Origin of the sequence: Cellulomonas algicola, from assembly GCF_003851725.1 — a bacterium.
Classification (GTDB): domain Bacteria; phylum Actinomycetota; class Actinomycetes; order Actinomycetales; family Cellulomonadaceae; genus Cellulomonas; species Cellulomonas algicola.
Genome location: NZ_BHYL01000032.1, coordinates 1 through 14,110, shown reverse-complemented (window position 1 = coordinate 14,110; position 14,110 = coordinate 1). Strand labels below are relative to the sequence as shown.

Genomic DNA, 14,110 nt, shown 5'->3' with positions numbered 1-14,110 from the left:
CGCCGCGGTCACGCGCCGAGGACGGGAGGCCCCGATGGTGCGGGACGACGTGGTGCTCGTCGGGCTGGACGGCTCGGCCGCCAGCCTGCACGCGCTGGACTGGGCGGCCGCGGAGGCCGCCGTCCGCGGCTGGGGGCTGCACCTGGTGTGCGCCTACTCGTTGCCGTCGTTCACGGCCGCGTCGCTCGACGGCGGGTACGCGGCGCTCGACGACACCGCGATCCAGCAGGGGGCGAAGGCCGTGCTCGCCGAGGCGTCCGCGCGCGTGTCGGCGTCCGGCGTGCCGGTCACCGCGACCGTGCAGACCGGTGACGCCGCGGGTGTGCTCGTCGACATGTCGCACCGCGTGCGTCTCGCAGTCGTCGGGACGCGCGGTCGCGGCGGGTTCGCGGACCGGCTGCTCGGCACGGTGTCGTCCGCGCTGCCCGCGCACGCGTACTGCCCGACGGTCGTCGTGCCGCTGCGCGAAGGTGGCCGGGCGCTCGCCGACGACGCCGCGCTGCCCGCGGTGAAGCCCGTGCGGCGCATCGTCGTCGGCGTCGACGGCTCGCCGCAGGCGGAGCGGGCCCTGTCGTACGCGATCACGGAGGCCGCGGCGTGGGGTGCCGAGGTGCACGCCGTCGCGGGCGTCCCGGCGAGCTCCCTGAGCGGGGTGCTCGCGTGGCTGCCCGACACGGTCGACCACGACCAGGTGCTGCGCGACGTCGCCGAGGGGCTCAACGTCGTGGTCGACCGCGCGCTCCTCGAGCACCCCGAGGTCGTCGTCAGGCGGCACGCGCTCGACGGCGGCGGGGCGGAGCTGCTCACCGAGTTCTCGGTCGCGACCGATCTCATCGTCGTCGGCTCGCGCGGCCGGGGCGGGTTCGCGGGACTGCTGCTGGGGTCGACCAGCCAGGCCGTGCTGCACCACTCGGACTGCCCGGTGATGGTCGTGACCAACCGCTGCCAGAAGGACGAGCCCACCGCCTGACGGCGCGCGGGGCGGGCGAGGTCGTCGCGCGCCCGTCGGGCGCGCCGCTGCCAGGGGGCCCGTACCCCGACGGACCGGCTCGGACGGGCGTCGCGGTCAGTCGTCCGCGGCGGGGTCGGCCGGGACGTCGGGGCGCCGCACGAGCGCCGACAGGACGACGGTCGACCGGGTCCGGGACACGAACGGCTCGGCCGCGAGGCGCTCGACGACGCGCTCGAGATGACGCATGTCGCGCGCGCGGACCTGCACGACGAGGTCCACGTCGCCCGTGACCGTGCTGGCGGCGACGACCTCGGGGTACTGCTCGACCGCGTCGCGCATCGTCGCAGGGCTGGTCGACCCCTGGCAGAACAGCTCGACGAACGCCTCGGTGTGCCAGCCCATGGCCGCGGGGTCCAGCCGCACGGTGAAGCCGCGGATCACACCCGCGGCCCGCAGCCGGTCGACGCGGCGCTTCACGGCGGGCGCGGACAACGACACCTGCTGCCCCACCTGCGCGAAGGTCGCGCGCGCGTCCTGCGCCAGCACCCGCAGGATCGCGGCGTCGAGGGCGTCGGTGCCGGAGTCGTCTCGCACGAGGCCCATCTTCCCGGACCCACGCGTGGGTGACGGTCGTCCTGGGCACGTGTCCGCGTTCGGGTGGCGACAACCGGGCGCACCCGACACCCTGGCGGAGATCGAACGAAAGGGAACGGATCGCTCAAGAACGACCACGCGAGTGCCGAAGGGAAGTCGAGCCCCGCCGCCGGTCACGTGCGGACGGGGTCGTCATTCGGGGGGAGACGAATGGACGTGGACTCGAAGGACAGCGGGACGCAGACCGTCACGCCGGTGGAGGGCGCCCGCACGCTCGCGCCGGCCGGGACGATCCCGACGCAGCGCAGCCGCGCGGGCGGCAGCCCGCACGGTGGGCGCAGCCGTCGCACCTGGTTCGTCGTCGCGGGCGGACTCGCGCTCGTGCTCGCGGGTGCGACCACGGGCGTCGCCGCTCAGCGGGCGGCCGCCCTGCGCGAGGAGCGCGTCGCCGAGGCGCGCCTGCGGATCTCCGCGGTGCTGCCCGCGACCGCGACCGACGCGGGCGTGCGCGACGCCCTCGACGCGCACGCGTCCACCGCGGTGTACACCTCCGCGCGCACGGCCGTCGCCGCGTCGGCGCAGCAGGTCGTCGACCGTGCGAACGGCACCCTCGCCGCGTCTCCGCAGGCCGGCGACGGCCCGCGCGGGGCGCTGCAGACGGCGACCGGTGCGGTGAGCGCCGCGATCGCCGGGCCGAACGTCAGCATCACGGCCCTGCGTGCCGCGACCGGCGGCGTCGCCGGACCCGAGAAGGCCGTCGCCGACGCGCAGGCTGCCTGGGTCGCGGCGGAGCAGGCCCGGATCGCCGCCGAGCAGGCCGCAGCGGCCGAGGCGGCGCGCCAGGCCGCAGCGCAGCAGGCCGCAGCCCGGGGCTCGACCAAGACGACCGTCAAGCCGCGCTCGACGCGCACGACGACCACCACGACGCAGTCGTCGGGCGGGACCGCCGCACCGGCGCCGACCGGCGGCGTGCCCGCGGGCGGCAAGGTGTGCGCAGGCTCGGGCGGGTCGGCGGGCGAGGCGAGCGCCGGCGCGGTCGGCGAGGCGATCAACGCGTACCGTGCGTCCGCCGGGCTCGGGGCGCTGTCGATCTCCCGCTCCGGCAGCCTGACGTCGCACGCCCTGAACATGGCCGCGACGGGCGGAATCTGGCACTCGGGCGGCGACAACATCGTCGGGTGCGTGAGCAACGGCAGCGCGTCGTCGCTCGTGTCCGCGTGGTCGCGGTCGCCCGGGCACAACGCGCAGATGCTGCGGACCGACGTCTCGAGCATGTCCGTCGGTGCCGCGTCGAGCGCGGGCTGGCTCTTCGGGGCGGTCCGCTTCAGCTGACGCCGGTCAGGCCTCGCGCTGGTCGGGACGCCGCCGGACCGGTCACCGACGGGGTCCGGGCGACACGTCGCCCGGGCCCCGTCGCGTCCGGGCGGGAGGGCGTCCGGACGGTGGCACGACGCCGGGCCGCGCACCCCCGTCGGTGCGTGACCCGGCGCCGGCCCGACGGCTGGTCAGGGCAGCGCGTCGGCGAGGTGGTCCAGGGCGGTGTCGAGGTCGGCGGTCGACATCGTGAGCGGGGGCGCGATGCGGATCGTGCGACCGTGCGTGTCCTTCGCGAGCACGCCGCGCTCGAGCAGCCGCCCGCACAGCTCGCGGCCCGTCGTGGGTCCGCCGGGGCGTCCGGGCGCGACGTCCATGCCCGCCCACAGCCCGACGCGTCGCACCGCGGCGAGACGTCCTTCGTCGACGAGCACGTCGAGCCGCTCGCCCATGCGCGCACCGAGCTCACGTGCGCGAGCCTGCGGCTCACCCGTGGCGAGCAGGTCGACCACGGCCATGCCGACCGCGCACGCGAGCGGGTTGCCGCCGAACGTGGAGCCGTGCGTGCCCGCGGTGAGGACGCCCAGCACGTCGTCGCGGCCCACGACCGCCGACACCGGCACGATCCCGCCGCCCAGCGCCTTGCCGAGCGTCACGAGGTCGGGACGGACGCCCCAGAGCTCGCTCGCGAGCGTGCTGCCGGTGCGCCCGAGGCCGCTCTGGATCTCGTCGACCACGAGCAGCACGTCGGCCGCCGTGCACGCGGCCCGCACGGCCGGCAGGTAGTCCGCGGGCGGGACCACGACGCCCTGCTCGCCCTGCACGGGCTCGAGCAGGACCGCCACGGTGTGCTCGTCGAGCGCCGCCTCCAGGGCTGCCGCGTCGCCGTACGGGACGCGGACGAAGCCCGGGGTGTACGGGCCGAACCCGTCGTGCGCGTCGGGGTCGGCCGAGAACGACACGATCGTCGTCGTGCGGCCGTGGAAGTTGCCGTCGACGACGACGATGCGCGCGTGTCCGTCGGGCACGCCCTTGACGTCGTAGCCCCACTTGCGCGCCGCCTTGATCGCCGTCTCGACGGCCTCGGCGCCCGTGTTCATCGGCAGGACCATCGGCGTGCCGGTGACGAGCGGCCCGACGAGCGACGCGAGCCGGTCCGCGAACGGGTGCAGCAGGTCGTGGTCGAAGGCACGCGACGTGAGCGTCAGCCGGTCGAGCTGCGCGTGCGCCGCGGCGACGAGCGCCGGGTGCCGGTGCCCGAAGTTGAGCGCGGAGTACGCCGACAGCAGGTCCAGGTACCGGCGGCCGTCGGTGTCCGTCACCCAGGAGCCCTCGCCGGAGACGAGGGTCACGGGCAGCGGGTCGTAGTTCCGCGCGAGCGTCGACGTCCGGGCGTCCTGCAGCGCGGTCATGGTCAGTCTCCCGTCGGGGCCCCGGCCGGACGGATCTCGAGCGTGCAGCACTTCGCGCCGCCCCCGCCCTTGAGCAGCTCCGTGGTCTCGACCGGGATCGGGGTGTACCCGCGCTCGCGCAGCGCGGCGGCGAGGTCGGTCGCGGCGGGGGCGACGACGACGTTCTGCCCGTCGGAGACGGCGTTGAGACCGAGCGCGACGGCGTCCTGCTCGGTCGCGACCACGGCGTCCGGGAAGAGCTGCTGGAGCACCGACCGCGAGCCCGCCGAGAACGCCGGCGGGTAGTAGGCGATCTGCGGGTCCGTCGGGTCGCTCGACAGGACCGCCAGCGCGGTGTCGAGGTGGTAGTAGTGCGGGTCGACGAGCTCGAGCGACACGACCGGGCGGCCGAACAGCTCCTGCGCCTCGGCGTGCGCGGCACGGTCCGTGCGGAAGCCGGTGCCCGCGAGGACCATGTTCCCGACGACGAGCAGGTCCCCCTCGCCCTCGTTGACCTGTGCGGCCGTGTGCGTGACGAAGCCGCGGTCGGCGAACCACTTCTGGTAGGCCGGGCCCTCGGGGCCGCGCTCCGGGTAGCGGAACCGCGCGGAGTACACGACGCCGTCGACGACGGTCGCGCCGTTCGCCGCGTAGACCATGTCCGGCAGGCCGTCGATCGGCTCGATCACGTCGACCCGGTGGCCCAGGTCGAGGTAGGTGTCGCGCAGCGTGCGCCACTGCCGGACGGCCAGGTCGACGTCGGTGTACCGCGTCTTGTCCATCCAGGGGTTGATCTCGTACGAGACGGTGTAGAAGCGCGGCTCGCACATCAGGTAGTGGCGGCGCGTGGCACCGGGGGCGGTCGTCGTCATCGTGCTCCTCGTGGGGACGGCGGGAACGGACGGCAGTCACGTCGAGCCTAGGGGAGCGTCGCGCGCACCTCGTCACCGCTGATTGCGCGTCGGAGGTGGATCCGTTGCGTGGTGGGCGCGTCTGGCAGCGATCCGTTGCGTCGGCTCAGAGGTGGTGCGCGTCTTCCTGGGCGGCCTCCTGCGCCGCCAGCCGCAGCGCGCGCCGCACCATGAGCGTGAGGAACGGGGCGGAGGCCGCACGCGTCAGACTGTCGGGCAGCGGGCCCGCGAGGTGCACCGACTCCGACCACGACACCCGCGCCGCGTCCGGACCCGCCGCGCGCACCTCGATCCGCGCCGTCCCGCGCAGCACCCGACCGACCTTCGTGAACTCGGCGACCCCTGGACGGTCGCCGTGCGGGGGGTCGAAGCGGTCGATCCGCATCCGGTCGACGAGCCCGCCGCCGCCCCGTCGGGCACGCGGCCCGGTCACCGCGACCACGTAGCCGTCCGCGACGTCCACGCGCGTCAGCGGCACCCACCGGGCATGGTTCCGTGCGTCCGCGACCAGGTCCCAGGCGCGCGCCGCCGGCAGCGGCAGGACCCGCGTCGTCGTGGTCATGGGGACTCCCTCCGCGGGCCGCCGCCCGTCGGCGGACCCGTCGTCACCATCCTGCGGCCACGGCCGTGCGTCGGCTCGTCGCACCTCGCGGTGGCGCGGGCCGCGCGCGCGAGGACGAGTCGCGGCCGGGGTAGCGTCGGACGCATGGAGAAGCGGGTTCTGGGACGTACGGGCAGGGATGTCGGGGTCGTCGGCCTCGGCTGCTGGCAGCTGGGAGGGGACTGGGGCGACGTCGGCGACGACACCGCGCTGCAGATCCTCGACGCGGCCGTCGACGCGGGCGTCACCTTCCTCGACACGGCGGACGTCTACGGCGACGGGCGCTCGGAGCGGCTCGTGGGCCGGTTCCTCGCCGCCCGCGGCGGTGCGGGATCCGGGCTGACCGTCGCGACCAAGATGGGCCGCCGCGCCGACCCGCACGTCGCCGACGCGTACACGCTCGACGCGTTCCGCGGCTGGACCGACCGCTCGCGCAGCAACCTCGGCGTCGACACGCTCGACCTCGTCCAGCTGCACTGCCCGCCCACCGCGGTGCTGTCGCGCGAGTCGACCTACGACGCGCTCGACACCCTCGTCGACGAGGGGCGCGTCGCCGCGTACGGCGTGTCCGTGGAGACCGTCGACGAGGCCCTCACCGCGATCGCGCGGCCGAACGTCGCGTCGATCCAGATCATCCTCAACATCTTCCGTCGCAAGCCGCTCGACGAGGTGCTCCCCGCCGCCGCCGAGGCCGGCGTCGGGATCATCGCGCGCGTGCCCCTCGCGTCCGGCCTGCTGTCCGGCACGTACGACGAGCACACGACGTTCGCCGCCGACGACCACCGGAGCTTCAACCGGCACGGCGAGGCGTTCGACGTCGGCGAGACGTTCTCCGGCGTGCCCTACGACGTCGGCGTCGCCGCGGCCCGCGAGGTCGCCGCGCTCACGCCCGCGGGGGCCACGACCGCGCAGCTCGCGCTGCGGTGGATCGTCGAGCAGCCCGGCGTGTCGGTCGTCATCCCCGGCGCCCGGACACCCGACCAGGCGCGTGCCAACGCGGCCGCGGCCGACCTCGCCCCGCTCGGGGACGACACGTCGGAGCGCCTGCGCACGATCTACGACGAGCGCGTCCGGGAGCACGTGCACGGCCGCTGGTGACGTCGTCAGGCCGGTCGCCCGCGGAGCCCGTGCTGGTCACGGCTGCGCGCGCGGCCGGCCCGTCGTCCGCGGGGTGCGACCACCCGTCTCGCGCCCGGGCGGGTGCCGGTCGTCGCGTGACCCCGCGTGACCGCGACGCGCTCAGGACTCGTCGGGTGCTGAGCTCTGCTCGGGAACCTTCGGGGTGCGGCGGCCGGTCAGCGCGCGCAGGCGCCGCCCCCGCTGCTCGGGGACCGCGGTGAGACCCGGCACGAGCGGTGCGCCGTCCTTGCGGTCCGCGACGATGAGCTTCGGCACCGCGCCCGCGGCCACCACGATCGTCTCCGGGAACTGCGCCGGCGGCGGACCGAACGCGGCACGCGCACCCTGGATGACCGTCCTGCCCAGGGCGCGGGCACCGGTCACGCCGACGACCGCACCGATCCCGTACGGCACGAGCCGCCCGAGCGCGAGACCCGTGTGGCGCGTGATCTGCGTGCGGAGCATCTTGCGGGTCAGCGTCGAGTTGACCTTGCGCACCGTCGCGATCGGCATGCGCGTGAGCAGCACGCGTGCCGCGTTCGCCGACGAGAACTCCGCCGCGTCCCCGACGGCCTTCGCGCCGGACTCGCCGAGGATCGTCGTGAGCAGCAGGGCACGGCGCCGCTCGACGTCCTCGACGTCGATACCGTGCACGCTCGCCACGGCCAGCGCGAACGCCGCGGACGCCCCGAAGAACGTCGCGACGTCGCTGGCCGTCAGCGTCAGCGCGATGCCCGTACCGACCGCGGGGGCCGCGGCTGCTGCACCGACGGCGCCGCCCGCGGCGGCCACGACGACCAGGTACTCCTTCTCGAGGAGCCGGACGAGCTCCTCGGGCGTCGCCTCCGGGTTGCGGCGGCGCAGCTGGTCGACGTGCGCGTGGATGGTCGACGACGGGATCGTCACCGCCTTGGCGAGCGCGGCCTCGACGAGGCGTGGCATCCGGTCAGCGCTCCCCGGTGACCGTCAGGGTCACCGCGGCCCCGTGCTCCAGGGTGCGGCCGACGGTGCAGTGCTGGTCGACCGCGCGGTGCACGACCGTGAGGAGGCGCTCGCGCGCGGCCGGGTCGAGGCTCGACAGGTCGACGACGAGCTCCTCCGCGAGCGCCGGGTAGCGGTCCTCGGTGTCGTGGGCCATGCCGCTGACCTTGATGGTCACGTCGACGTCGTCGCCGAGCCGGTGCGCGAGCGCCGCGTCGGACGACAGGCCGCTGCACGCGGCGAGCGCGATCTTGAGCAGCTCGCCGGGCGTGAACCGGCCCTCGTCGCCGACCGAGCCGATGAGCACCTCGGCACCGCGGGACGAGCGGCCCGTGTACTGCCGCTTGCCGGTGCGCTCGACCCACAGCTCGGTGTCGCCGGCGTTCTTCGTCACGTCGGGCGTCGTCGGGACCGCGGGCACGGGTGCGGGCGTGGGCTCCGGGGCGGGCGTCGCGGACTCGGCCGCGGGCGCGTCCGGAGCGGTCGGGAGCGTCTGCTGCGCCACCGTCTGGTCCGTCGTCATGCGCTCGATCCTGCCACGCAGGCGTCCGCGCGACCGCTCGGCGGGTGTTCGCCGTGCGAGGACGCGGTGCAGAGGTCGTGCGGTGAGGACCCGGTCAGGCGTCGTCCGCGACCTGGTCCAGGTAGTGCTGGTTGTACATGAGCCCGACCACGTTGCCGAAGGGGTCGACGACCGCGGCGGTCACGAACCCGAGGCCGAACTCCGTGATCGGCTGCAACGGCGTCGCACCGGCCGCGAGGAACGTGTCGAGCACCTTCTGCACGTCGTCGACCGCCCAGTAGGCGACGATCCCGCCCGGCTCGCCGGTGCGCAGGCCCGGGAGCGCGAAGCGGCGGTCGATGATGCCGAGCTCGGTCCCGTGGTCGCCCAGCCGGAACTCGAGGTAGCTCGGTGCCGCGGGCGGCTCAGGGCGCGCGTAGTACGGCTCGACACCCAGCAGGTCGGCGTACCAGGCGCCGGCGGCGGAGAAGTCGTCGGCCCACAGGGAGAGGGTCGAGATCCCGCGGAGCGTGACCGGTGCCGCCATGACCGTTCCTTCCGTCGTGGGGTGGTGCGTCCACGGTAGCGACGGGGTCCGACACGCCCGTCAGGCCTGTCCGAGGCCTGCGCAACCCGCTCGTCGGGCCTGCGGCGTGTGGCTGGACGCCACCCTCGTCGCACGCCAGGGTGAGCGTGCCGGTGGTGGTCGTCGTGGCGACGGAGGTCCGGGTGGACGACGGGACGGGGACGCGCGAGCCGGTCGGCACGGGCGACGGGCGCAAGCGGGCCGCCGGGCAGGCACCGGCACCCGCGCACGCGCCGGCCGCCGGGCACGCGCAGCGCACGCTCGTCGTGCTCGCCGCGGTCGTCGTGGTGCTGGCCGGGATCTGGGCCGCCCGCGACCTGCTGGGACCGCTCGCGCTCGGCGCGGTGATCGTCGTCATCGTGCACCCGCTGCGGTTCCCCCTCGAGCGGCGCGGCTGGCCGTCGTGGGCGGCGACGGCGGTCGTGGTGGTCGTCGGGTGGCTCGTCATCCTCACGATCGCGGGGCTCGTCGCGTTCGCGGTCGCGCGGTTCGCCGTCATGGTCGGCGACTACACCGACGAGCTCGGCTCGGTGGTCGACGACGCGTCCAAGCGGCTCGCCGGCCTCGGGCTCGAGGGGACCGCCGCGGACGCGGCGTCGGCGGCGCTCGACCCGGCCCGGCTGGTCGGCGTGGTCACGTCGCTGGGGTCGTCCGCGGTCTCGGTGCTCGGCGCGCTGCTCGTCGTCTTCGCGTACGTGCTGTTCATGGCGGCCGACGGTGCCCGGTACGCGAGCGCGGGGCGGCTGTTCGGCGACGAGCGCGGGCCGGCGCTCGCGCGCATCGCGCGGTTCACGACCGGTGTGCGGCGGTACTACGTCGTCAACGCGACGTTCGGTGCGATCGTCGCGGTCCTCGACGGGATCGCGCTCGCGATGCTCGGCATCCCCGCGCCGGTCGTGTGGGCCATCCTCGCGTTCGTCACGAACTTCGTGCCCAACGTCGGGTTCGTGCTCGGGCTGATCCCGCCCGCGGTGCTCGCGCTCGTCGTCGGCGGGTGGCCGCTCATGCTCGGCGTCATCGCGGTCTACTGCGTCGTCAACGTCGTGCTGCAGGTGCTGGTCCAGCCGAAGTTCGTGAGCGACGCCGTGGACCTGTCGCTCACGCTGAGCTTCGTGTCGGTCGCGTTCTGGTCGTTCGTCATCGGGCCGGTCGGGGCGGTGCTGTGCATCCCGCTCACGCTGCTGGTCCGAGCGCTCGTCCTCGAGCCGGACCCGTCGACGCGCTGGCTGCGGTGGTTGTCGGGGGACCGGACGGTGGTGCGGGCGCCGGGGCGGGACGCGCCGCCGGGAGCGGCGCCGGAAGCGACGCCCGAGCCGACACCGGCGCCGTCAGCGGCCGCGGACCCGGCGTAGCGCCTCGCGCAGCGGCGGGACGACGACGCCCGCCTCGGCCATGAGCGCGCGCGTGCGGCGGCGGCTCGACAGGACGCCGACCACGCCCACGACCCACGGCACCAGCAGCACGGTGAACGCGATGCGGTACGCGTCGAGCGAGTAGGTGCCCGCGGCGTCCGGCTCGACGAGCTGGAGCACCACGCCGACGCCCAGCAGGCCCACGACGGTCGACGTGAACCCGCCGGTGTTGACGAACCCGCTCGCGGTGCCGAGCGACGTGGGCGGGGAGAACGTCCGCGCGAAGTCCATGCCGACCAGCGACACGGGTCCGCCCGCGCCGACGAGGACGACGAACACGACCAGCTGCCACATGGGTCGGGGCGTCGACGGGACCAGCAGCCACACCCACGCGACCAGCGTGACGGCACAGCTCGCGAGCACCGACCACGACCGGCGCAGCGGGTGCCGCGCCGTGAACCGCCCGACGACCGGCCCGGTGACCATGGCCGTCAGCGTGAGCGCGGTGAGCAGCACGCTCGCCTCCGCGGCGGTGCGTCCCTGGGCGGTGACGAAGAACGGCACGCCCCACAGCAGCGCCACGACGTTCGCGCTGAACGGCGTCGCGAAGTGGCTCCAGAACCCGAGCCGCGTGCCGGGCGGCTGCAGCGCCGCGCGCAGGGCGGGGGCCAGGCGCTCGTGGCTGAGCGGGTCGCGCGGCTGGGCGCTGCGGATGCCGCCGAACGCGACGCCCGCGGCGACGACGCCGACCACGGCCAGCGTGCCGAACGTCGTCGTCCAGCCGTGGTGGTGCAGCAGCCACGCGACGGGGATCGCCGACGCCAGGTTGCCTGACTGCCCGATGAGGCCCGTGACCTGCACCATCACGGGCGCCTTGCGCGGCGGGAACCACTCGGCGATCAGCCGGACCGCGCTGATGAAGATGCCCGCGTCGCCCGCACCGAGCAGCACGCGCGCCAGCAGCGCGAGCGGGACGGTGTCCGCGACGGCCAGCAGCAGCTGCCCCGCCGCCATGACGAGCGAGCCGGCCGTGATGACCGCGCGCGGCCCGAACCGGTCGAGCAGCCGGCCCGCCGGGATCTGCATGAGCGTGTAGAGCAGCAGCTGCGCCACGACGAACGACGAGAGCGCCGTGGCGGACAGCGCGAACCGGTCGACCGCCTCCACGCCGGCCACGCCCATCGCGGTCCGGTGCACGATCGCGACGAAGTAGGCGACGACGGCGGCCGCGTACACGGCGTACGCGCGCCGGCTGGAGAAGGAGGAGGGTGCGTCGGAGCGCGCCGGGGCGGGCGCGGGAACGCGAGACAAGCGGGGAACCTCTCCGGGACCCGGCCCGCGACGAGCACGCGGTGCGACCGGGGATGCTCACCAGCCTACGTCCGCGGGACGGGACGCCCGGCCGTCGAGCGTGCTCTCCTGCGGCGACGCGGCGACACTGTGGCGGACAGCACGACCCGGCCGACGCCGACGCACCCAGATGGTCGGCACCCGACGAGAGGACCCTCCGTGCCCAAGCCCCCGCTGCCCGCCGACGTCGCCGCGCTGCTCGCCAGGCCCAACCCCGCGGTGATGGGCACCATCCACCCCGACGGCCACCCGGTGACCGTCGCGACCTGGTACCTCGTCGAGGACGACGGGCGCATCCTCCTCAACCTCGACGCGTCGCGTGCGCGCCTCAAGCACCTCCGCGCCAACCCGCAGGTCTCGCTCACCGCGATCGACGAGGCCAACTGGTACACCCACGTGAGCGTCCAGGGGCGCGTCGTGGAGATCCGCGACGACACCGCCCTCGTCGACATCGACCGCCTGTCCGTCCACTACGGCGGCAACCCCTACCCGGTCCGCGACCGGGCGCGCGTGAGCGTGCTCGTCGAGATCGACCACTGGCACGGCTGGGGCGCGGCGAAGCAGGACTGAGCGACCGCCCGGGTCTCCGACCGGACCGAAGACCCGGGCGGGCACCGGTGCGTCGACCGGTCGGGCGGCCGACGTCTCGACGGCGTTCCACCTCTGCTCGACGGCCAAGACGGTCACCGCCGTCGTCGCCCTGCGCCTCGCGCGCGACGGGGTCCTCGACCTCGACGCCGACGTGCAAGACGTGCTCGACCTGGAGGTCGTCCCGGCCGGCCCCGGACCGTCGGTCCGGCAGCTCCTGTCCCACCACGGCGGCGTCGTCGACCCGCCCGACGCGTTCACCCCGACGCCGGCTTCTGCCTGGTCGAGCGCGTCGTCGAGACCGTCTGCGGCGTGCCGTTCGCCGACGTCGTGCACCGCGAGGTCGTCGCACCGCTCGGCCTGACTGCGACGACCGCCTGGGCGGGCGAGCGGTCGGCGCCCGGTGCGCGCTCCTCGACGCTGGCCCGCGTCGTCGGCGCGGCCTGCGCGGGTCACCACCGCGACGGCTCGCGCGTCGACGGGGTGCGCGTCCACTACGCCGGTCCGTCGGCCTCCGGGCTGGGGGCGTCGCCCGCCGACGTCGGCGTCCTGCTCGCCGACCTGCTGCGCGGCTGGCGGGGCGCGAGGTCCGTGCTGCTCGACCCGGCGTCCGCCGCCGCGATGCTCGAGGACCGGTACGACGACGGCGTCGGGCTCGGGGTGTTCGTCGGCGGCCCACGCGTCATGTCGCAGGGGTGGGGTGTCGGCTTCCAGGCGAAGCTCCTCGCCGACCGCGGCGCGGACCGCGCCGTCGCCGTCCTGCTCGCTCGCGACCCCGGCGTCCCCCAGGAGGAGTCCGTGGTGGGCCGCACCGTCCGCGCGCTGACGGGCTGAGACGTGACGTCGTCGCGGGCTCCGGCGCCGCGGCGCGCTGGTCCGATCGGGCGGTGCTCGGTACGCCGCCGCAGGTCGCCGGGAAAGCGGACGCCAGCGTGGTCCGCGGCCTGCCAGGATGTCCGCGCCGCGCGTCTGCCGCCCGCCCGGCGCGCCTGGGCGACCGCCCACCCGTGCGGCATGTCGTCTGGAGTCCCCGTGCAGTCCCGCAGCATCCTCGCCCTGCCCGTCTCGGTCGTGCTCGCCGCCACGCTCGCCGCGTGCGGCGGCGGCAGCGCCACCGCCGACGAGTCGCCCGCGCCCGTCCCCACCAAGGCCGCGTCCGCGACGCCGACGCCGACCGTCGAGGTGCTCTCGGCGACCAACCTCGTCGCCCGCCTCGACGGCGCGCTCAAGGCGCAGACGTCGTACGACATGACGCTCGACATGACCGGCGCCGCGACGTTCCAGGGCACCGCGAGCATGCAGGTCGTCGACGGCGCGCAGAACATGGCGATGCGCATGACGATGCCCGAGGTCGGCGACATGGAGATCCGCTTCGTCGGCGGCATGGCGTACCTCAAGATCGCGATGCTCGGCGAGCAGTTCTTCCAGATCGACCCGAACGACGCGTCGAACCCGCTGGCGGCCGACTTCGGCGGCATGACCGAGCAGTTCGACACCGGCCTGTCCGGCATGGAGACGGCGATCACGAACGTCGAGCCCGCCGGCCCCGAGGAGACGATCGACGGCGTCACCGTGCAGCCGTACACCGTCGTCGTCGACACCACGAAGATGACCGGCGAGGCCGCCGCCAAGCTCGCGGAGGCCGAGTCCGTGGCCGCGCTGCCCGCGACCCTCACCTACACCTACTGGGTCGGCGAGGACGACCTGGTGCGCAAGGTGTCGTACGAGCTGATCGGCATGACGACGACCATGACGTTCACCAACTTCGGCGCGGGCACGCCCGTGACGGCGCCCGCCCCGGAGCAGATCACCACGGAGATGCCGTTCTGACAGACCTCCGCCTGACGTCGTGGGCCGCGTGACCACCCC

The 14,110-nt window shown here is 75.0% G+C and carries 14 protein-coding genes and 1 pseudogene; 7 read left to right on the top strand and 8 right to left on the bottom strand.

Annotated elements, in window-relative coordinates; translation table 11 throughout:
* The first annotated feature begins 34 nt into the window (after nt 1-34).
* Nucleotides 35-970, top strand: a complete 936-nt coding sequence (locus CTKZ_RS02075) for a universal stress protein (RefSeq protein ID WP_124341380.1) — start codon at nt 35-37, stop codon at nt 968-970.
* Nucleotides 971-1,066: 96 nt separating this feature from the next.
* Here CTKZ_RS02075 and CTKZ_RS02070 read toward each other — a convergent pair whose 3' ends face one another.
* A complete protein-coding gene (locus tag CTKZ_RS02070) occupies nt 1,067-1,555 on the bottom strand; it encodes an Lrp/AsnC family transcriptional regulator (protein ID WP_124341379.1) in 489 nt (162 codons plus the stop codon).
* 207 nt (nt 1,556-1,762) lie between these two features.
* Between CTKZ_RS02070 and CTKZ_RS02065 the strand changes: the two genes are divergently transcribed.
* Nucleotides 1,763-2,878 carry a CAP domain-containing protein gene (locus CTKZ_RS02065; protein ID WP_124341378.1) on the top strand — a complete coding sequence of 372 codons (1,116 nt, stop codon included), beginning with the start codon at nt 1,763-1,765 and terminating at the stop codon, nt 2,876-2,878.
* Between the two features lie 173 nt (nt 2,879-3,051).
* Here the strand turns inward: CTKZ_RS02065 and rocD are convergent, their stop codons facing one another.
* From rocD to CTKZ_RS02050, 3 genes are all read right to left on the bottom strand, one after another.
* Nucleotides 3,052-4,272 carry an ornithine--oxo-acid transaminase gene (rocD, locus tag CTKZ_RS02060; RefSeq protein WP_124341377.1) on the bottom strand — a complete coding sequence of 407 codons (1,221 nt, stop codon included), beginning with the start codon at nt 4,270-4,272 and terminating at the stop codon, nt 3,052-3,054.
* A 2-nt stretch (nt 4,273-4,274) separates the two neighbouring features.
* A complete protein-coding gene (gene ddaH, locus CTKZ_RS02055; RefSeq protein WP_124341376.1) occupies nt 4,275-5,123 on the bottom strand; it encodes a dimethylargininase in 849 nt (282 codons plus the stop codon).
* Between the two features lie 145 nt (nt 5,124-5,268).
* On the bottom strand, nt 5,269-5,724 hold the full coding sequence (locus tag CTKZ_RS02050; protein WP_124341375.1) for an SRPBCC family protein: 456 nt from the start codon (nt 5,722-5,724) through the stop codon (nt 5,269-5,271).
* Nucleotides 5,725-5,868: 144 nt separating this feature from the next.
* Here CTKZ_RS02050 and CTKZ_RS02045 point away from each other — a divergent pair, with 144 nt between their 5' ends.
* Nucleotides 5,869-6,861 carry an aldo/keto reductase gene (locus tag CTKZ_RS02045; RefSeq protein WP_124341374.1) on the top strand — a complete coding sequence of 331 codons (993 nt, stop codon included), beginning with the start codon at nt 5,869-5,871 and terminating at the stop codon, nt 6,859-6,861.
* A gap of 141 nt (nt 6,862-7,002) precedes the next feature.
* On the opposite strand, the gene CTKZ_RS02040 is transcribed toward CTKZ_RS02045, so the two are convergent.
* The 3 genes from CTKZ_RS02040 to CTKZ_RS02030 form a co-directional block, all read right to left on the bottom strand.
* Complete coding sequence (locus CTKZ_RS02040; protein WP_124341373.1) at nt 7,003-7,824, bottom strand: hypothetical protein; 822 nt, start codon at nt 7,822-7,824, stop codon at nt 7,003-7,005.
* Nucleotides 7,825-7,828: 4 nt separating this feature from the next.
* Nucleotides 7,829-8,386: an OsmC family protein gene (locus CTKZ_RS02035; protein WP_225915907.1), complete on the bottom strand. Its 558-nt coding sequence runs from the start codon at nt 8,384-8,386 to the stop codon at nt 7,829-7,831.
* Nucleotides 8,387-8,480: 94 nt separating this feature from the next.
* Entirely contained in the window at nt 8,481-8,912 is a 432-nt protein-coding gene (locus CTKZ_RS02030; protein ID WP_124341372.1) for a VOC family protein, read from the bottom strand.
* A gap of 140 nt (nt 8,913-9,052) precedes the next feature.
* On the opposite strand from CTKZ_RS02030, the gene CTKZ_RS02025 reads away from it, so the two are divergent.
* Entirely contained in the window at nt 9,053-10,303 is a 1,251-nt protein-coding gene (locus CTKZ_RS02025) for an AI-2E family transporter (protein ID WP_235843134.1), read from the top strand.
* On the opposite strand, the gene CTKZ_RS02020 is transcribed toward CTKZ_RS02025, so the two are convergent.
* Complete coding sequence (locus CTKZ_RS02020; RefSeq protein WP_124341371.1) at nt 10,280-11,614, bottom strand: MFS transporter; 1,335 nt, start codon at nt 11,612-11,614, stop codon at nt 10,280-10,282. The two genes, CTKZ_RS02025 and CTKZ_RS02020, sit on opposite strands and share 24 nt — an antisense overlap.
* A 198-nt stretch (nt 11,615-11,812) precedes the next feature.
* Between CTKZ_RS02020 and CTKZ_RS02015 the strand changes: the two genes are divergently transcribed.
* From CTKZ_RS02015 to CTKZ_RS02000, 3 genes and pseudogenes are all read left to right on the top strand, one after another.
* Nucleotides 11,813-12,223: a PPOX class F420-dependent oxidoreductase gene (locus CTKZ_RS02015; protein WP_124341370.1), complete on the top strand. Its 411-nt coding sequence runs from the start codon at nt 11,813-11,815 to the stop codon at nt 12,221-12,223.
* A gap of 109 nt (nt 12,224-12,332) precedes the next feature.
* Nucleotides 12,333-13,075: pseudogene (locus tag CTKZ_RS02005) on the top strand (serine hydrolase domain-containing protein); the annotation flags it as partial.
* 180 nt (nt 13,076-13,255) lie between these two features.
* Complete coding sequence (locus CTKZ_RS02000) at nt 13,256-14,071, top strand: SCO4651 family lipoprotein (protein WP_124341368.1); 816 nt, start codon at nt 13,256-13,258, stop codon at nt 14,069-14,071.
* The last annotated feature ends 39 nt before the right edge of the window (nt 14,072-14,110 follow it).